The sequence below is a fragment of the Variovorax sp. 278MFTsu5.1 genome (assembly GCF_048305045.1).
Taxonomy (GTDB): Bacteria; Pseudomonadota; Gammaproteobacteria; order Burkholderiales; family Burkholderiaceae_C; genus Variovorax; species Variovorax guangxiensis.
This window is the reverse complement of record NZ_CP157622.1, coordinates 6,673,310-6,691,990: the sequence shown is the minus strand read 5'-3', so window position 1 is coordinate 6,691,990 and position 18,681 is coordinate 6,673,310. Positions and strand designations below refer to the sequence as shown.

Here is an 18,681-nt window from a genome sequence, read left to right as displayed (position 1 = left end):
CTGCAATGGCTCGCTCCACACGTTCAACGAATCGCCTCATATTCCGTACCTTCCACGCCGTAGGCCTGCTTGCGGCCGGAGCCGCGCTGCTTTTCGGCCAGCACCTTGCGACCGCGCAAGACGCCGGAGACACGGGCCTCGCACAAACGCCGCTGTTCGTGAGCGAAAGCAATCCGCCGCTGAACATGCTCGTGATGGGTCGCGATCACAAGCTCTACTACGAGGCTTACAACGACGCGTCCGATCTGAACGGCGACGGTGTGATCGACGTCGGCTACAAGCCCGACCAGATCGACTACTACGGCTACTTCAACAACAACGCCTGCTACACATACGCCGACGACAAGTTCACGCCCGTTGCGGCTGCCACGGGTGCCAAGAAGAAGATCTGTGCCGGCGGTACACGTTGGAGCGGTGACTTCCTGAACTACCTCGCTACGTCGCGGATGGATGCCATGCGCCGGGTGCTCTATGGTGGAACGCGCGTGACGGACACCACCAGCAGTACCGTTCTGCAGGCGGCCTATGTGCCTCGCGATGCGCATGCCTGGGGCAAGGCTTACGATCCCGCGCGTGATGGCGCCGTCTACAACATCAGCGACTACGCACCGCTGGCGCAGCCGGCAAGCGGCACCCGCCACCTTTTTGCCGTGACCACGCTGGGTGAAACCGGAGACAACGCGATCCCTCGCCTGAGGGTTCTGAACGACTCCAAATTCCAGATCTGGGACTGGGTATCCAAGGAGGGGACCGCAGGGCAGGACGTCTGTTTGGGCGGGGTGGCATGCGCGGCGGATGGGGGCTCGGTGTTCGAGATGTTGCCCAGTAGCGCATACCGGAACCTGACCATCATGACGTGGAAGAAGACGAACAATGCGGGCACTCCGGGGAACGGGACGCAGATGACCAAGTTCTTCAACGATAACGGCACGAATGTCAACCGTTGCGGAACAAGCACGATCAGCCTGATCGATACTACCGGCGGAAACAACAATCCGTTCGCCGGCACCAACGGCTGCACTCACGACAACTACCTGACCGAGATCTCGGGCGAGATCTACATTCCGACGTCGGGGGCCTATACCTTTGCCGTCGATGGAGACGACGCCGTGGAGGCCACCATCGATGGCACAGCCTGGGGCTGGTATGGCGGCCACGGCGCGGACCGCAGCCAGAACGGCTTGCAGAGCCACTCCAAAGACTTCAATTTCGCCACGGCAGGCTGGAAGACTGTAAGGTTTCGCCATGTCGAAGGAAGTGGGGACGACAACTGGGGACTGGCCTTGAAAATAACGCGGCCCGCCAGCGCGATCACGACCCGCAAGATCCGGGTCGAGGCCTGTTCCAGCACTGACGCGGCCCTGCGTGAAGCCAGTTGCAAGTCATATCCGAACAGCGGCGGCACGGCCATCTACAAGCCGACTGGCCTGCTGCACGATTTCGGCGAAAACAACAAGATGTACTTCGGCCTGCTCTCGGGCTCGTATCAGAAGAACATCGCGGGTGGCATTCTGCGGCGCAACATGAGCAGCTTTGCCGACGAGGTCAATCCGCAAACTGGCGTGTTCCAGACGGGTGTCGCGGGCGTCGTTGCCAACATCGACCGCTTGCGCCTGATCGGCTTCAACGGCAGTCAGTACAACGACTGCGGGTGGATCGTCGACGGCCCCATCAGCGGCAAGACCGATCCATCGATGTGTTCGATGTGGGGTAACCCCGTGGGCGAGATGATGTTCGAGACGATGCGCTATTTCGGCGGAGCCACCAGCGCGCACAGCCAGTACGACTACGGCAGCGGAGCCAAGGACAGCGTGGATCCGCTGAATCTTTCCAAGCCCGACTGGATATCGCCCTATGCGGCAAAGCCCAACGGCGGTGGCTACCAGCACTGCGCGCGCCCGGTGATGACGGTCCTCAGCGACATCAATCCTTCGTACGACACGAAGATGCCGGGCAGTCGCTACCAGTCCATCGCGCTCAACGCTGACGCATTGACCGGCTTTAATGTCGCCAACGAGGTGAGTGCCATTGGCGCGGCCGAGGGCATACACGGCAAGAGCTTCTTCATCGGCCAGTCGAATTCGACCAATGCCAATGGCGCGCCGTCGGTGAAGACGGTCGACGATCTCTCCTGGGTACGCGGACTATCGCCCCAGGAGCCAAGCAAGGAGGGTAGTTACTACTCTGCGGGCGTATCCCGTTTCGGCGCCAACAATGCCGTTTTCGGCAACGCCAGGGGTAAGAACCGTTTGATGACCTACTCGGTGGCCATCGCCTCCCCTCTGCCGCAGATTCGCTTCCCGGTGGGCAATGGCCGGTTCGTGACGATTTCCCCCTTCGCCAAGTCCGTGACTGGCTTCAACATCGATCCCACGCGCTTCGCGCCGACCGACCAGATCGTGGATTACTATGTGGACCGGATCGCCAACACCGGCACGGCAGACCAGAACAGCAGCATCAACGAGGGGCGGCCCTATGCCGAGTTCCGCATCAACTATGAAGATGTGGAGCAGGGCGCCGACCACGACATGGATGCCATCTCGCGCTACGTCGTTTCGTTGCAGGCCAACGGCACTGTGAAGGTCGACATGCTGTCCGAATATGCGGCGGGCAGCATCGGTCAGCACATGGGCTATGTGATCTCCGGCACCACGCAGGACGGCATGTACCTCGAGGTGCGCGACAAGGACACGGGTTCCGTGTACTACGCGCTGAACACGCCTCCCAACCGCGCGCCGGGCTATTGTGTGGGAAGAGCCTCCGATTCGGAGTGCGCGTCGCTGCCGCTCTCGGCCAGCCGGACCTTCACGCCCAGCACCAACAGCACCTCCGGCAGCTTCCTCAAGGACCCTCTCTGGTACGCCGCCAAGTACGGCATGCCGGGGCGCGATCCAGCCTCGGTTGTGGGCGACCCGGACAACTATTTCCTGGTCACGAACGCCACCACGCTGAAGGCGCAGATGACCAAGGCGTTCAACGACATCCTGCAAAACACCAATTCCGTGACGGCGGTCTCGGTCGATGTGCCTGGTGGCACGATCGCGGCTGGAGCCGACATCTACCGCACCCGTTTCGAGGCCGACGGCTGGGTGGGTGACGTCATCCGCGAAAGGCTCACCGAAAACGCCACTACCGGACTGAACTATGTGCGGCAGTGGAGCGCTGCGGAGCAACTGGCTGCGCGCGACAAGACCACCCGCAAGATTCTGTACGCGGGCGCCGGTAGCACCACGCCGACCCTGCGCCCCTTCACGTTCGCGGGTATCAATGCGCAGACGGCCGATGCTGCATGGCTCACTGCGCTTAACCTGGATCCCGCCACAGGCCGGGCCGACGGCAAGGCCGAGCAGCGTATCGGCTTCCTGCGTGGCGAGACCAACGTGCTTCGCGTTCGCAAGAACCTGCCGAATGGCACCAGCCCCAACGTGCTGGGCGACATCGTGAACTCGTCGCCGCTGCGCGTGAAGGGCGCGCTCTATCGTGCGGGTGCCGCAGATCCGCTGGAAGGCACCGGCAGCAACTACGCGGCCTTCGCCACCGGTCAGGCGAGCCAGCCAGAGATGATCTACGTCGGCGCCAACGACGGGATGTTCCACGCCTTCCGTGCCGACAACGGCGCGGAGGAGTTCGCCTTCATTCCCACTGCGTTGCGCGGCAACCTGAACACGCTCACAGTGCCCGATTACGGTAAGAAGGACGGGACGCCCCATCGCTACTACGTCGACGGCTCCCCTGTTGCCTCGGATGTGTATTTCGGCTCGGCCTGGCACAAGGTGGTGATCGGCAGCCTGGGTGCCGGCGGCAGGCAGGTGTTCGCTCTCGACGTCACCAATCCCACTTCGCCTCAGCTGCTGTGGGAGTTCGGTTCCGATCAGAATTCCAACATGGGCAGCTCGCTTCCGCAGCCGACCATCGCCCGCCTCAATGATCCTGCAACCGGCAAAGGCAAATGGGTTGCCTTGGTGCCGAGTGGCTATCAAGGGGGCAACAGCACTGCGGGCGGTGGCGGTGCCAGCCTGTTCGTCCTGGACATCTCCAACGGCAGCGTGCTGCGGCGCTTCGATCTGGATGGCGGCATGACGGCCGCCGAGCTGACGGCCTCGATGCCCCTGGGCAACGGCCTGTCGCGACTGACCGCCGTGGACAACAACCGAGACGGCAAGGTGGATCTGGCGTACGCAGGCGACCTGGCCGGCAACGTCTGGCGCTTCGACATGAGCAGCGGTGATATTTCGGCGTGGACGGTGCAGAAGTTCTACACCGCCAAAGATGCGGACGGCAAGCGCCAAGCCATTACAGCAGCTCCCTACGTGATTCAGCACCCCACGGGATTGGGCGATCTGGTGATCTTCGGCACCGGCCGCCTGCTGACGGCCAGCGACAAGAGCAACGCGCAGAAGCAGACCGCGTATGGCATCTGGGATCGCTACAGCGCAAGGGGTGCGACTGCCCCTACGCCACTTCCGACGGCGTCCAAGGGGCGCACGGATCTGCAGGCCCAGACGTTCGAGGAACTGGTGGCCGGCTCGGGCAATTTCTCGCTGACGAACAACACGGTGCTCTGGTACAAGACCAATGCCACCGGTAAGCGGGACAGCGATGTCGAGAAATGGGGCTGGATGGTGGATCTGCCGCGCAATGGGGAGAAGATGGTCTACGACATGACGTTGTATGGACGGGGGTTGTTCCTTACGTCGGTGCGTACGTCGGAAGACCCTTGTGCGGCAGGCATGAGTGGCACGATCTACGGCATCGATCCGAATGGCGGCGGCCGCACTGACTATGTCGTGTTCGACATGAACGGCGACGGCGTTTTCACTGCCGCTGACTCGATCGCTGGCGGCCAGGTCAATGGCACGGAAACCGGCGCCGGCAGGCAGACCATTCGCGGGGAGCGGATTTTCGACCCCACCGCGAATGCCGAAAAGCGGGTCAATCACGGTCTGCAGTTTGGCCGCCAGAGCTGGCGCAAGCAACCGCCGAACTGATGTTTCACGTTCGCTCGGTTGCAAGGAAGAGGGCGGAGGCGTCGCCTGACGCCGCTCGCGCTCGCTGCAAATGGCGGGCAGCAGAGCTTTTGAAGGAGAAACAAGTGCGCAATGCTGAAAAGGGCTTCACCCTGATCGAGCTGATGATCACAGTGGCCATCGTCGCCATCCTGGCGGCCATTGCGTATCCGTCATATACGGAATACGCGATGCGGTCCCGGCGAGTGGAGGGACAGAACCTGCTCAGCGATGCAGCTGCACGCCAGGAGCGTTGGAGGGCGCAGAACGGGAGTTACACGACTGACGCGGACAAGCTGAAGCTTCCGTATGGCGCTGCGTCGCAAAACGGCTACTACACGCTGGTTTTGAGTGCAGCCGCAGATGGCAGCGACGGTGGCTATACGTTGAAGGCCCAGCGTTCGGGGGTGCAGGCTTCGGACCGCAAGTGCGGCGACTTCACCTTGGATGCAAAAGGTACCAAGGGGATCGCGGCCAATACCCCGGGTACGCCTGCGGATTGCTGGCGTTAGTCAGCGCGCTGTTCCCGCAATAGTTCGCGCCGGCTTCGATCTGCAGCCCTCCGGCGCGTCTTGCATGGGAGGCTGCAGCGTATCTGCGACTACGGCGCACGTTTTGTCGGTCCGACGAAATGTCTCGCCGACGGTAGGGCTGAAGGAAAAGGCAGCTCATGCCTGAATGGATGTCTGTTGCCGGATCGGCATATGTCCGCGTACCGCGTGCGCTGCACAATTCCGCCGATGCAACGGTTCCGCGCGGCAATGATCGCCCTCCCTTTTCTGTCTCCATGGGTGGCCGGCCCATCTGTCAGTGCCTGGCAGATGCTTTGTGCATGGGCCTGCATCGCACTCCTGCTGTTCTCGTACAGCGGCCGAGGAGGAGCGCTCGACCACCGTGCACTGTGCTGGTTGATGATCTGCGCTGGCTGTACCGCCGTGTTTCATGGGGTCACGGGGGGCTCCTGGGTGCCTGCGTGCACTGCGGTGGTGGTAGTAGCGGTTGCGGCGCTGGCAGGTGCGCGCATGTCGGGCGCCGCCTCGTGTGTGGTCGGATTAGCTTGGGGAGTGCTCTCCGCCGGCCTCGTCAGCGCCGTTCTGGGCCTGCTCCAGTACTACGGACTTGCCGACCCCCTCGTCCCCTGGACCACTTCCCCGGCGCTGGGGCAGGCCTACGGCAACCTTCGACAGCGCAACCAGTTCGCGACCCTGATCAGCATGGCTTGGTGCGCAGCCCTGTGGCTATATGCCACCAGCGATGCAATTCACGTCCGGCGGCGTTTGATGGCGGCGGCCGGGCTCCTGCTGGTCGCGGCGGCAGCGTCGACCTCGCGCACCGGTCTGCTGCAATTGTTGTCGATCATCGCCGTGGCGACTTTCATCGCCATGCGGGAAAGGCGAGGCGCGCCGCAACGCAGCGCTACCACCTATCGCCTGCCGGATCCGAAGTGGCTGCTCGCCACCATCCCCCTCTACTTCACCATCGCCTGGCTCCTCCCCCAGTTGGCCACCGGCGGCGACGGCCCTGTAGAAAGCATGCTCCAACGCCTGCAAACCGGCGCCCCCCAGGACCACAGCCGCCTGATCCTGTGGCGCAACGTGCTCGCGCTGATCGCCCAGCACCCCTGGGCGGGCTGGGGATGGGGCGAGCTCAGCTTCGCCCACTACAGCACCCATTACGACGGCGCCCGGTTCGTCGAGATTCTCGACAACGCGCACAACCTCCCGCTGCATCTGGCGGTGGAGTTGGGCATTCCCGCCGCCGTGCTGATCTGCGGCGGCTTTCTCTGGATGGTGCTGGCCGCGCGGCCCTGGCGGGAGCGGGACCCTGCGCGCCTGATGGCCTGGGGCATGCTGGGTGCGATCGTGCTGCACAGCCTGCTCGAATATCCGCTCTGGTATGGACCGTTCCAGCTGGTGTTCGGACTGTGCCTCGGCATTCTTTGGCCGGGCGCGGGCGGCGTTGCGGTCCGGCCTGCGCTGTCATCCCTGGCGGCGGGCGTCATGCTGGCGGTCGTGGGGCTCGCCAGCTGGGACTACGTCCGCGTCAGCCAGATCTACCTGTCACCCGACGAACGGCTTTCCGCGTACAGGGAGGACACGCTCGCCAAGGTGCGGGGCACGTGGTTCTTCGGGCGCCAGGCCGAGTTCGCGGAACTGACGCTGACCACCGTGACGCCCGCGAATGCCGCCGAGATGCACTCGCTCGCGCAGCGGGTGATTCATTTCTCGCCGGAGCCGCGCGTCATCGTCAAGCTGATCGAAAGCGCCGAACTGCTGGGGCGCGAGAGTGAAGCCAGGGCGCAGGCAGAGCGTTTCAGCGACGCTTTTCCACAGGAGTTCGCCCGCTGGCTGAAGGAGGCCGATCGCGGTCCGGAGCAGCTGCCGCCGCCATAGAGCAAGACCGGCGAGCCGGCCCGATCGAGGTGCCGCGCACGCTCGCGGCCGTCAATCGATCACTCGCTCGCCGACGTCGTGCACGTCGTATCCGTCGCGGGTTGGCAGACCCTTGCTCGCCCCGTCTTTGCGATCACCACGATGCGGGTCTGCCGGGTCTTCGTCGCGTCCGGGATGTCGTTGCGTTCGATCTTCAGCGTGGCGGACTGGAAGGTCGAATCGCTGGTCTGCGTGTAGCCCGAAGGGTTGAACATGATGTACGCAGGGCTGCTCTTCGCCGTACCCTGGCCTGTCGCCGAGAAGTAGGCGGGCAGCGCATCCTGCCGCGTGATGAGGATGTCCGAATCATCGAGCTTCCGGTTGTTGTCGGTGTCGACGAAGACGGTCCAGCCGGTCGCCCAGTCGTTGTCCGCGCGCGGCACGACGACCGCCTGCCTGCCTCGCTTCATCGCCTCTCCCCTGGCCGCATTCAAGGCCGCGATGAACGAGTTCGCCGCCGAGGTGAGCTGGGAGTTGCGGTGAAAGGCGACGAAGCTCGGCACGCCGACCATCATCAGGATTGCGGCGACGGCTATCGTCACCATCAATTCGATCAGGGTGAAGCCCTTTTCCCGAGGAGGCAGCTTACGGGCGTTCATGGCCAGCAGACCCGGAAGTTCGTGCTCGCGGCCGTACCCGTGCAGCCCTTGGCGCCCGTGCTGCCGAGGGTCAGCGAACCGGCTGCGGCGTCCGTGCGGGTGGGTGTGGCGGTGAGCAGCACGCAATCGGTGAGCGCCTGGTCGCCGCATTTGGCCGCGGAAAGCCAGTAGGCCGGGGCGGAGGCGTTGTCTCCCGAATGGACCTTGAAGGTGCTCGAGGCACTGGCCGGCGTCGTGGCGCCGCTCGTGGCGTCGGTGTTGAACGCCAGGTATGCGTTGCGCTGCGTCATGTATCTCTCCTGCTGCTGCATCAACTCCAGCAGCGCAGTCCGCGCCTGTGCCCGCCGGCCCTTCAGAACCGCCTCCGTGTACGACGGATAGGCGATGGCCGCCAGGATCCCGATCACGGCCACGACGATCATCAGCTCGATCAGCGTGAATCCGCGCACCGCGGCGCGCTTCGTTGTGTTGTTCATGCTCACGATCCGCGCTTCAGATCCAGGTAGTTGTTGATCTGCCGCCAGCTCAGCCGCCCTCCGATGAGGGTGACCGTCACCTGTCCGCTGCCGTCGGTGCCGTCTCCGACGTTGTCGATGCCGCCGGAGCCTTGCGAAATCGCCTGGCTCGTGATCCGTCTCGCGCGCTGGCCCGTGCCGTTGCTGATGGCGGCGACCGTGCTGGCCACCTCGATCACCAGCGGCTCTCCCGTGATGCCGACCGTCGATGCGCTCCGCGTTCCGATTCCCGTGTCCACGTTGACGATGTAGGCGTTGCCGCCGCCTCCACTCGCGCCGCAGGAACTCGAGTCGCCCGCGGCCGCCGGGATCAGGCTGGCGAATACGAGCGTGTCGCCGCGCAGCGTCGCCGCGCTCACCTGCCGTTCGGAACTCGCGTAGTCCATGTACCAGCCCGAGCTCACGCTCGATGCTGTCGTCAGGTCGCTCGTGGCGCGGCCCCAGGTGAAGCCGGGCACCGTGATAGCGCCCTTGGAGTCGATGGTGGCCGCTCTCAGCCGGGCACGCCCGCTGATGGCGCCGGAGCCGTTCGGCGTCGCATCGGGAGTGGCCGTGCCGTCGTCGTAGATCACGTAGAACGAGTTCTGCGCCGTCGACGAGCGGTCGTCCATCTCGAGGTACTTGCCGGTGCCGAAGGCCACCAGAATGGCCCTGGGGTCATTCGCCGCGGTCACCAGCGTGGGCGCCATGCTGATGGGCTGCACCTTGCCTTCGCTGTCCTTGGCGACGAAGAGCGGGTAAGGGGCGTTGTCGCTGGCCTTCTTGAAGGCCGACAGGTTCGCCATGTTCCACCGGGAGGTGCCGTGGCTGCGGAAGTCGAGCTTCCACATGTTGCCGTGCAGGTCTCCCACGAAGATCTGGGCCACTTCGCGATTGCCGCCGGTGGCGATGGCTGCCTTGAAGTTGAGCACGCCGGTGGGCTTGGTCACGGCCAACGTAGCGTCGTAGGGCAGTTCCACCTTGTAGTAGTTGGTGCCGAGTTTCCAGGCCGTTTCCGGCGCCTTCGACAGATCGAGCAGGAAGATGGCGGGATGGCCGGTGCTGAATTTGTTGTCCGAGTTGGCCTTGGTGTAGTTGTTCACCCCGCTGGCGACCACCGCGAACCACTTGTAGGTGGCGGTCGTTGCCGTCGGTGCGCTGGTGCGCATCTTCAGGATCTGCGGCTGCCCGACGACGAATCCCATGTCGACGTCGTCGTCCGCCGTGAACTCCCACATCACCTTCGATGCGTCGAAGGCCGTCGGGTCGGTGACGTCCAGTGCGAAGACGCCGCGCCCGCCTGCACCGGTGCCGGAAACCAGCACCGTCTTCCAGTCGGCCGAAGTGCCGGCGGAGCCCACCTGCGCTTCGGCCACCACCGGCGGGCCGTCCACATAGCTCTGATGGTGGGACACGTAGTTCACGTCGGTCAGCGCGGCCAGCCTGGGCGACATCCAGCTGGGGATGTAGCCGAACAGTTCATCGCCGGTGCCGGCGTTGAAGGCGTGCAGCATGCCGTCGTTGGCGCCCACGAAGACAGCAGGAGTGCGGCCGAGGTTTGCCGTCCGGAAGGCGGCGTACGAGGTCGAGTTGATGTTGTTGGCGGGTGCGCCCGAATACACCACGCTCGAATTGATGATGTCTCCCAGCAGCTTCCTGTTGCGCCGGCGGAATTGCGAGCCTTCGAGGGCGTTGCTTCCGCGCAGGTAGCTCACTCGGTCGGAGCCCAGCGAGTCGGCCCTGGTCGAGGGCGTGAGCTTGCCCAGGTCGGCCCTTTGCGCGTCGGTCAGCGAGTCCCACAGGAACGGACTGGCCTTGGGCACGGCATTGCCCGCACGCCCGATCACGATGTTGCGTGAAGTTGCAGGCGCGGAGAGCGCAGCCAGGCGGCTCGAGGCCGACCACGTCGGGGTGGGCGAGATGCTGGCCTTGCCATCGCTGATCGTGATCGCCTGCGAAAACAGGTCGCCGCTCCAGTCGCTGGTGTCGAACGCACCCTGGTAGACGGCGTTGCTCGTCTGCAGCGACTTCGACTGCACCGCGCTGCCGGCAATGCTTCGCGCGGAGGTCGATGCGCGGCTGAAGATGCTGTCGAACGCGCTCAGCACGCTGCGGGCACTGCTTTGCAGATAGTAGGTGCTGGCCTCGCCGGGCCGGGCACTGTCCTGCCAGACGTTGTCATCGGCCGTGCCGTCCTGGCGCTGGAAGGGGTTGCCGAAGGTGTTGAAGGGCTTGCGGCCTGGGTTGGAGGGGTCCGACTCGAAACCACCGTACTTCGCCGCAGTGAAGAACTGGTTTCTGTTGCGCCGGGTATTGGCGTCTTTCTGATTGCCGTGTTCGTTCACGTCGAAGAAGAAGCTCTTCACGCGCAGGCCGGGGCGCTGCATGCTGGGTTGCGCAGTCCAGTCCGTGCCGCGGATGTCGTGCGTATGGGCCCAGTATGAGTGCCCGATGATCGAGTGGGTGCGTACATCAGCGTTGGGAGCAGGGTTGCCTTTCGTCTCTCGTTTCTTGCCCTGCCCGTCGAGGTATTCCTTGGCCGTTCCCTTCTCGAAGGCGATGACCGTCTTCGTCCAGTCGTCGACGTTTGGATGGTTCAGTGCCGGATCGGGTTTGGGAAAGCGATAGTCGCCGTCGTGCGTGTTGATGTCGCCGATGACCACGATGTTGCTCTTGAGGCAGGCGTAGTTGCTGGAGCTGGTGCGCCCATCCCCGTAGGGATCGCTCCAGGTGGTGAATACCGGATAGCCGTCGTACATGGCCGTCGTCATCTTGCTGACGGCGTCTTCGCTCGGCTGCAGCCCCTGCAAATAGCGAAGGGACTCGTAGTAGAGCTCGCTGACCGGGTCGTACACCTTGTAGCGGCCCGCCACCGGCCCGGTGCGACCGAACTTGTTGAGGTAGTTGATGACCCCGCTCACGCCGAAGGTGGCATTGGTGCCCGACAGCGTTCTGCCGTCCGGATTGGCCGCGAATACGCCCGTGGTGGCGTCCCATTCGGCTGCCGCGTTGCCGCCGGTGGGCGTGTTCTCGATGCCGTTGATGTCGAAGGTCTTGGCGCCGACGTACTTCATGGGCGCGCGCAGCACGCCGCCATATCGTCCGCCTTTGGCGCTGTACGTCTGCTCCATCAGGTAGCCGAAGGCAGCCAGGCGCAATCTGTCGCTGTACTTCTGCACGGTACCGGTCGGCTTGTAGTTGCCGCTCGGGTACTTGGTGCAGAAGCTGTAGTCGCGCACGTCGGCCAGGTCGCCGGCGCTGGTCTTCTCGCAAACCCTCACGCGGGAGTAGAAGAAGCCATCGCCGTTGAGGTCATGGGCCGGCCTCGCGGTGGAGCCGGCGGGGGCCGTGTAGCAAGCTTTGGCAACGCCCGGCGCGGGGTCGGTGAATACGGCGTTGCTGCAGGAGGTGCCGCCCGTGAACCGGCCGACCATCCAGGTGTTGCCGGCTCCGTACCAGACCTCCCTCGTATCGGAGAAGTCGCAGTTGGCGTCCTCGTTGGCGCAACTGGACGACGCGACGTAGGCAGGCTTGTCGCCGTGGAAGGGAAACGGCGCTGTCGACGTGCTGGCGCTCAGGCTGTAGCTGCCCGTGGCAGTGCAGCTGCCGCCCAGGGCGGTACCGAAGTAGATGCGGTTCAAGGTGTTCGCCACCCAGATGTCGCTGGCGCCGGCCGCGGCGATCATCCGCTGCGGCACCGCGCCCCAGTACCTGCCACTGCCACCGCCGTCGCGCAGCAGCTTCTTCGAGGGAAAGTTGGTCGTGTTCCACATGCAGGTGGGGTTTCCGTTGGGAAGCACCGCGCGCTGCAGGATGGTCAGGTCGCTCGTGTCGATGTAGCGGTCGCCGCCCGAGAGGGCCAGGCGCAGCATGTCGATGGCCGAGCTGCTGGCCCAGTTCAGGAAGTTGCCGCTGAAGCCGTCCTCGCACATGCGGTCCGTGCGCGTGCTGGACTGGATGCGGTCGAAGCGCTTGTAGTCGGAGGCCTTGAGGCCCGCTGCAGGCGTTTCGTTCGGCGCGTCGTTGTACGCATAGCAGGCATTCGCGTCGTAGTAGCCGATGTACTCGTTCAGGTTGCTGTACGTGTTGTCGGAGGTACCGCCGGCCGTGTACTGCGCTCCGACGGTCGGGAACTCCACCGACAGTGCCAGCGTGATGGTGGGCTTGTCTCCGGAGGTGGTCGCATACAGTGGCTCGCTCGCCAGCGCGATGGGCCTGATGTCGGGTGCCGTCGTGCGGCTGCCCGCGATCGACACCGCGAGCAAGGCCGCCGCCGCCAGTGGGAGCGAAAGCTGCGCGAGCATGCGCGGCCGCTTGAACCAGGGCCTTGGATGGGAAGAGAACGTTGTCATGGAAGGCTGCTCGCGTCAGTCGCGATAGATGATCTGGACGACGCCATGGATGTCGGCCCGGGGGCCGAAGCCCATGGCCGTCACGCGGAAGATGTATCTGGCGGAACCGCCCGAGGCGTCGCGGTTGGCCGGGTCTTCGATCGGTTCGATGACATAGCGCGGCGCCTTGGCCGGCTGGATGCCGTTGTCGCCCGCGGGGAAGCTGCGGCCGGTGAACTCGCCGTAGGCGGTGGTCTTGGCGCCGGTGGTCGCGGTGAAGTCCACCGCCAGCCAGGCGGGCTTGCCGGTGGTTTCGAGGGCGCACAGGCCCTTGCTGTTGCCTGAGTTGCCGCAACCGCTGACGAAGGCGTTGGTGTTGGCCATGTCGGTGAACACGGCACGCCGGCTGGAGGCAGCGGGGCCGTGGATGTCGAACTCGGCATCCATCAGCGCCGCTTCGGCCGACTGCCAGGCGACCTGCATGTCCCGGTCGTTGCGAGCGCTGCGCTCGCCCATGGTGGCGATCTGCGCCGCGCCCGCGCCGAGGATGGAGACGATCACCAGCAGGAGCAGAACGACGATCAGCGAGGCGCCAGCCTGGCGGTTGGGGCGACTGGGGCGGCCAGGGCGGCTGAAGAGGGCATGCTTCATTCAGAGCCCCTGGTCGTTGCGCAGGTGGATCGTGAAGGTCATGGCCTGGCGCAACCGTCCGTCGGGCGTCGGCTGGAAGGTGGTGCCGGCGTCGTCGCCGACTGCGAAGGCGCTGCCGCGTTGACCTTTATCACTGCCTTTTGCGACGCCGAGCGGATGGAAAGTCTGCGTCTCCATGTCCTGCGCGGCACCCTTGGCACTGCGCAACACCATGCCGATGCGCAGGCTGCGCACCCGGCGCCAATTCGCAAGGGTTGCGGCGGCATCGTCATCGACTTCCATCTGGTCGGCCCGCAGATAGGCGTTCGGAACATCGGGTACCGCAGCATTCTTCGCAGGACCCTGGCCTGCGGCGACGCCATCGACGCCGTACAGCACCTGGAAGTTCTCGACGCCTTGCACGATGGGCGCGGACTTCCACGCACTCGTCGCCGCGTCGTAGTAGGTGCAAAGCAGCGACGGCTCGCCCTGGCTCTGCCCCACCGAGAAGATGCTGGCCATGCGCGTGTACCGCGCACCCGCCTCGCTGATGTTCGGCGCCGTCGAGGGCGCGTTGCCGGCGCAGTCGATCATGGACTTGTCGGCCCCGGTGTCCGCGGTGAGCGCGAAGGTCTGCGCCACCTGGTAGCGCAGGATGAGCACGTCGCTGCCCGCGCCGGCTTCCCTGCTCGGCCATTCGCTGGATGCGGCCAGCGGATCGGAGAGGTCGACCTTGGCGTTGTTGAACCCCATGACGCTGGGCGCCGGGTTGCTCGCGGCGGACTTCGGGCGTGTCGCCGCGAAGAACACATCCTTGTAGCCGGCCTGCACGCCGATGCGCTGGATCATGTCCGCCGCGAACCGCCCGTTGTCACGCAGCTGCGAAGCCGCATCGACCGTGGTGAATCCACGTTGCGCCACCGACAGGGCCGATACCGCTGCCAGCACGACCACCAGGCCCACGGCCATGGCCACGAGCAGTTCGACAAGCGTGAGGCCGCGAACGGCGCGGCGGGACGAGGAGAAGGCGGGAAGGGAGGAGGCGATCAAAGCGTGCTCCCCGGCGTCACCGCCAGCACCACGGAAGGCCGGTCCGACGCCTTCCAGACGTTCGTGTCGCCACTCTTCAGGGATGGCCGGCTCCAGCCGATCTTGACCAGGATCGGATCGCTGCTATCGGAGGAGGTGCAGCTCCACTGTGCCGTGCCGTCAGATGCAAAGGGCGCGGTGTCGCGGCAGATACGGACACTTGCGCCCGGCAGCGCGTCGTCCACCCGTGCCAGCCAGTCGGTCAGTTCGGCTTGCGCAACTTTCTCCGGCGTGTTGCACGAGCTTCCGACCGAAAGGCAATAGGACGCGCTCGGGGCCACCAACGGGTTCGACAACTTGCCAGTCAGATAAGGATTGTTTGTGGCGAGCAGCGCCTGGTCCTTGTTGCCCCGCATCATTTCCGCCAGCTCGCGGGCCAGCACCACCGCCATCGACTGCAGGCGGGCATCGCGATTGGCCTGCAGCGACGCCGCCTGCAGCGCGACCATGCCCAGCAGCCCGAAGGACAGCACGACGATCGACACGAGCACCTCGATCAGCGTGAAACCCGCAACGCGGCCGGCATTTCTTGCTTGACGGGAAAAGGAGTTCATCGATCGGGAAGCGATTTGTTAACAAAAGAGATCTTCATCGTGTTAACTGCTGTTAACTTTGTCTAAAATTGTTTATGAATGATGCGGCACGCGAGTCGTGATCGGTGCGCCGCTCGTCGGGCTATGGCAACCGTCAGGAGACATTCGTTGTCGATCCGTTGTCGGACTCGACGGATTTGGGGGGCGGCGCTGTGCCGCAGGCATCGCTGATACCTGCTCGCGACGCGAGTGGATGAAGGGAAGGGGGCGTGCTGCACAGCACATGCTGTGCAGCGGCTCAGGGACGATCGGCGTTTCAGCCGACTTGCGGCCTCTGCCTGCCCGGGCAGGTCAGGCGCAAGCGCAGCAGACGTGCGGCTTGGCCGGGGCGGTCATTTGTTGTGGCTGGCGCGATGCCACTCGGTCGAGGACGACGTGTCCTGGCCGCGGGACGGAATGCTTCGGGGGAGGCTTCGTCGAGCTACTCGGAGGCTCCCGCCACCCAGCTCCCCGACTTCCCCCCGTGCTTCTCCAGCACATGCACGTCGGTGATCCGCATGCCGCGGTCCACCGCCTTGCACATGTCGTAGATCGTCAGGAGCGCCACCTGGACGGCCGTCAGCGCCTCCATCTCCACGCCCGTCGGCCCCACGGTCTCGACGGTCGCCGTGCAGACCACCTGGGGCGCGCTTCCCGCATCGGCCAGCGCGAAGGCCACGGCCACGCGGGTCAGCGCCAGCGGATGGCACAGCGGAATCAGGTCGCTGGTCTTTTTCGCCGCCTGGATGCCCGCGATGCGCGCGATGCCCAGAACGTCGCCCTTCTTCGCCGTGCCGGACTCGATCAGCGCGAGCGTCGCCGCCTGCATCTCGATGCGGCCCGTGGCGACGGCCACGCGGTGGGTTGCGGGCTTGGCGGCGACGTCGACCATGTGGGCCTGGCCCTGGGCGTCGAAATGGGTGAGGGTGCTCATGGGTGAACGATCAGGTTGGAGGTGCATCATACGAGCCCGAGCCACAGACGAGGAATGCCGCGCTTGACTCCCCAACCCCACTCCAGAAGCCAGCCGAGGCCCACCCTGCAAACCTTGTGTGCTAGCGTTTTGATAGCCTCCCAAGTGCTGCTGCCGGTGCCCGCGCTGGCGCAGATCCAGCAGGTGCTCCCCGGCATGGGCGACGGCGGCGAGATGACCGCCAGCGCCGAGCGCCATCTGGGCGACCAGATCGCCCGCGAGCTCTACCGCGACACCGACTACATCGACGACCCGGTGATCGCCGCCTACGTGCAGGACATCTGGCAGCGCCTGCTGGTCGCCGCCCGCGCGCGCGGCGAACTCACGCCGGAGCTCGACGAGCGCTTCGCCTGGACGATCCTGCTGGGCCGCGACCGCAACATCAATGCCTTCGCGCTGCCGGGCGGCTACCTCGGGCTCAACCTCGGGCTGGTGGCGGTGGTCGGCAGCCGCGACGAGCTGGCCACAGTGCTGGGGCACGAGCTCTCGCACGTCACGCAGCGCCACATCTCGCGGATCATGACGAAGCAGGGCCGGCAGATGCCGCTGATGATCGCCGGCCTGATCCTCGGGATGATCGCCGCCGGCAAGAGCCGCAACGGCGATGCCGGGCAGGCCATGATCATGGGCAGCCAGGCGATGTTCGCGCAGAACCAGCTGAACTTCTCGCGCGACATGGAGCGCGAGGCCGACCGCATCGGCTTCGGCGTGATGACGCAGGCCGGCTTCGCGCCGCAGGGCGCCGCCACGATGTTCGAGAAGCTGCAGTACGCCTCGCGCCTCAACGACAACGGCTCCTATCCTTATCTGCGCAGCCACCCGCTTACGACCGAGCGCATCTCCGACATGCAGGGCCGCTTCCAGTTCAACATGGATACGGTGCCGCCGCAGCCGCTGGCCATGGACCACGCGATGATCGCCTCGCGCGCCCGCGTGCTCACCCGCCCCGGCGTCGACGTGCTGCGGCTATGGATCGACTCGGCCTCCAGCGGTGAATTCGCGAAGAGCTCGCCGGCGCAGCAGGCGGGCACGCTGTACGCGGCGGCGCTGTCGGCAAAGGAGATGCGCGACTACAAGACCGCGCGCGCCCTGGCCGAGCGCCTTGCCGCGCGCGTGGCGGACGACCCTGCCGCGGCAAAGCAGGCACGCTGGCTCGGCGCGGAGATCGAGCTTGCCGCGGGTGCGGCGCCCAAGGCGGCGGCGCTGCTGGACGCCAGGTCGAAGGAGCGGCCCGAGATGCTGCTGTCGGCGGAGGCCGCCACGGCGATGCGCCAGCCAGCGCCGATGATTCCCGTGCTGCGCGACTGGGTCGCCGCCAACCCGCGCGACGCGACGGTCTGGCGCGCGCTCGGCAACCTCTATGGCGCGCAGAACGACACGCTGCGCGCGGTGCGCGCCGACGCCGAGGCGAACGTGGCGATCCTCGACTACCCCGCGGCGCGCGACCGCTTCAAGGCCGCGCAGGAGATCGTCCGCCAGTCCAAGGTGGTCGATCACTACGAGGCGTCGATCATCGACACCCGCGCTCGTGCGGTGGAGGTGCTGGTGAAGGAGCAGGCGGCGGAACCGCCGCTCAAGTGACTCGAGCGCTCCCGGGCGCTCAGCGTTTGGAGAGCAGTCCGCCCAGCGCGGACTCGATCAGCAGCCCCAGCACCGAATACAGCAGCGAGCCGATCAGCGCGGCCAGGAAGCCGTTGACGTGGAAGCCGCCCAGCAGGCCGGAGGCGGCCCAGAACAGCAGCGCGTTGATGACGAACAGGAAGAGCCCCAGGGTGACGATGGTGACGGGCAGCGTCAGTATCACCAGCACGGGCCGCACGATCATGTTGAGCAGGCCGATGACCGCCGCGGCGATCAGCGCGGAGCCGAAGCTGTTGACCTGGACGCCGCTGTAGAGATAGGCGACCGCCAGCAGCGCCACGGCGCTGAGCAGCCATTTGAGGATGATGCGCATGGCGGCAGGATACCCCACCAGGCCCCGCAAAAGACAACGAGCCCCGGTGCGTTGCCGCGCCGGGGCTCGTCGATTTGGGAAGCTGCTTCCTGCGGTCTTACTCGGCCAGCTCGTTCGCCAGCACCAGCAGCGCGCCCATGCCCATCACCGCGCCGGGAAATGCCCAGCCCGACTGGTGCGGCGGCGTCTGGTCCGGCGTCACCGGCTCCAGGTCGACGCCGACCTTCGGACGACGCGCATCGACCACGTGGGCGGCCGAATGCTCGCGCTTGAGCTGCGCCGTGAGTTCGGCCAGCGGGCCCTTGGCCAGCACCGCCGTCACCTGCCCGCCGTTGCGCTCCAGCAGCGGCGTCATCTGCGCCTGCACCTTGCTGAACCACTTGGCGCGCCAGTTCTCGCGGGCGCTGTGGCTCACCCACTTGCTGATGCGATGCGTCATGCGCGGAGCGCAGGCCACGAGCACCCAATGGCGCGCCACGACGCTGTTGGCATCCGGCGCCAGTTCGGCGAACTGCTCGCAGGCGTAGGTGGCGTCGTCGACGTAAAGAATGATCTTTTCCATGGCGTGCTCCTTCAGGTAGTTAGAGTGACAGAGACTGGG

Annotated in this window: 13 protein-coding genes; 4 read left to right on the top strand and 9 right to left on the bottom strand. The window is 65.4% G+C overall.

Annotated features, from left to right (window positions below):
* The first annotated feature begins 5 nt into the window (after positions 1 to 5).
* The 3 genes from ABL844_RS31230 to ABL844_RS31220 all read left to right on the top strand — a co-directional run bounded on the left by ABL844_RS31230 (position 6) and on the right by ABL844_RS31220 (position 7,399).
* Entirely contained in the window at positions 6 to 4,988 is a 4,983-nt protein-coding gene (locus tag ABL844_RS31230) for a PilC/PilY family type IV pilus protein (protein WP_418130023.1), read from the top strand.
* Positions 4,989 to 5,092: 104 nt separating this feature from the next.
* Entirely contained in the window at positions 5,093 to 5,518 is a 426-nt protein-coding gene (locus ABL844_RS31225; RefSeq protein WP_418130022.1) for a type IV pilin protein, read from the top strand.
* A 552-nt stretch (positions 5,519 to 6,070) separates the two neighbouring features.
* Complete coding sequence (locus tag ABL844_RS31220) at positions 6,071 to 7,399, top strand: PglL family O-oligosaccharyltransferase (protein WP_418130021.1); 1,329 nt, start codon at positions 6,071 to 6,073, stop codon at positions 7,397 to 7,399.
* 59 nt (positions 7,400 to 7,458) lie between these two features.
* Here ABL844_RS31220 and ABL844_RS31215 read toward each other — a convergent pair whose 3' ends face one another.
* The 7 genes from ABL844_RS31215 to moaC all read right to left on the bottom strand — a co-directional run bounded on the left by ABL844_RS31215 (position 7,459) and on the right by moaC (position 16,087).
* Positions 7,459 to 8,037 (bottom strand): GspH/FimT family pseudopilin, encoded by a 579-nt coding sequence (locus ABL844_RS31215; protein WP_418130020.1) that lies wholly within the window; start codon positions 8,035 to 8,037, stop codon positions 7,459 to 7,461.
* On the bottom strand, positions 8,034 to 8,513 hold the full coding sequence (locus ABL844_RS31210) for a type IV pilin protein (RefSeq protein WP_418130019.1): 480 nt from the start codon (positions 8,511 to 8,513) through the stop codon (positions 8,034 to 8,036). Before ABL844_RS31210 ends, ABL844_RS31215 begins: the two co-directional genes overlap by 4 nt.
* Before the next feature lie 2 nt (positions 8,514 to 8,515).
* Positions 8,516 to 12,883: a pilus assembly protein gene (locus tag ABL844_RS31205; protein WP_418130018.1), complete on the bottom strand. Its 4,368-nt coding sequence runs from the start codon at positions 12,881 to 12,883 to the stop codon at positions 8,516 to 8,518.
* A 15-nt stretch (positions 12,884 to 12,898) separates the two neighbouring features.
* Positions 12,899 to 13,513 carry a pilus assembly PilX family protein gene (locus ABL844_RS31200; RefSeq protein WP_418130017.1) on the bottom strand — a complete coding sequence of 205 codons (615 nt, stop codon included), beginning with the start codon at positions 13,511 to 13,513 and terminating at the stop codon, positions 12,899 to 12,901.
* On the bottom strand, positions 13,514 to 14,542 hold the full coding sequence (locus ABL844_RS31195) for a PilW family protein (protein ID WP_418130016.1): 1,029 nt from the start codon (positions 14,540 to 14,542) through the stop codon (positions 13,514 to 13,516).
* Complete coding sequence (pilV, locus tag ABL844_RS31190; protein WP_418130015.1) at positions 14,539 to 15,135, bottom strand: type IV pilus modification protein PilV; 597 nt, start codon at positions 15,133 to 15,135, stop codon at positions 14,539 to 14,541. Before pilV ends, ABL844_RS31195 begins: the two co-directional genes overlap by 4 nt.
* A 460-nt stretch (positions 15,136 to 15,595) precedes the next feature.
* Positions 15,596 to 16,087: a cyclic pyranopterin monophosphate synthase MoaC gene (moaC, locus tag ABL844_RS31185; RefSeq protein ID WP_126021053.1), complete on the bottom strand. Its 492-nt coding sequence runs from the start codon at positions 16,085 to 16,087 to the stop codon at positions 15,596 to 15,598.
* Positions 16,088 to 16,141: 54 nt separating this feature from the next.
* Between moaC and ABL844_RS31180 the strand changes: the two genes are divergently transcribed.
* Complete coding sequence (locus ABL844_RS31180) at positions 16,142 to 17,707, top strand: M48 family metalloprotease (protein ID WP_418130014.1); 1,566 nt, start codon at positions 16,142 to 16,144, stop codon at positions 17,705 to 17,707.
* A 19-nt stretch (positions 17,708 to 17,726) separates the two neighbouring features.
* Here the strand turns inward: ABL844_RS31180 and ABL844_RS31175 are convergent, their stop codons facing one another.
* The gene (locus tag ABL844_RS31175; protein ID WP_126021055.1) at positions 17,727 to 18,080 is read right to left on the bottom strand and encodes a phage holin family protein; all 354 of its coding nucleotides are present in this window, start codon (positions 18,078 to 18,080) and stop codon (positions 17,727 to 17,729) included.
* Positions 18,081 to 18,177: 97 nt separating this feature from the next.
* Positions 18,178 to 18,642 (bottom strand): hypothetical protein, encoded by a 465-nt coding sequence (locus ABL844_RS31170; RefSeq protein WP_369660365.1) that lies wholly within the window; start codon positions 18,640 to 18,642, stop codon positions 18,178 to 18,180.
* Positions 18,643 to 18,681 lie beyond the last annotated feature (39 nt).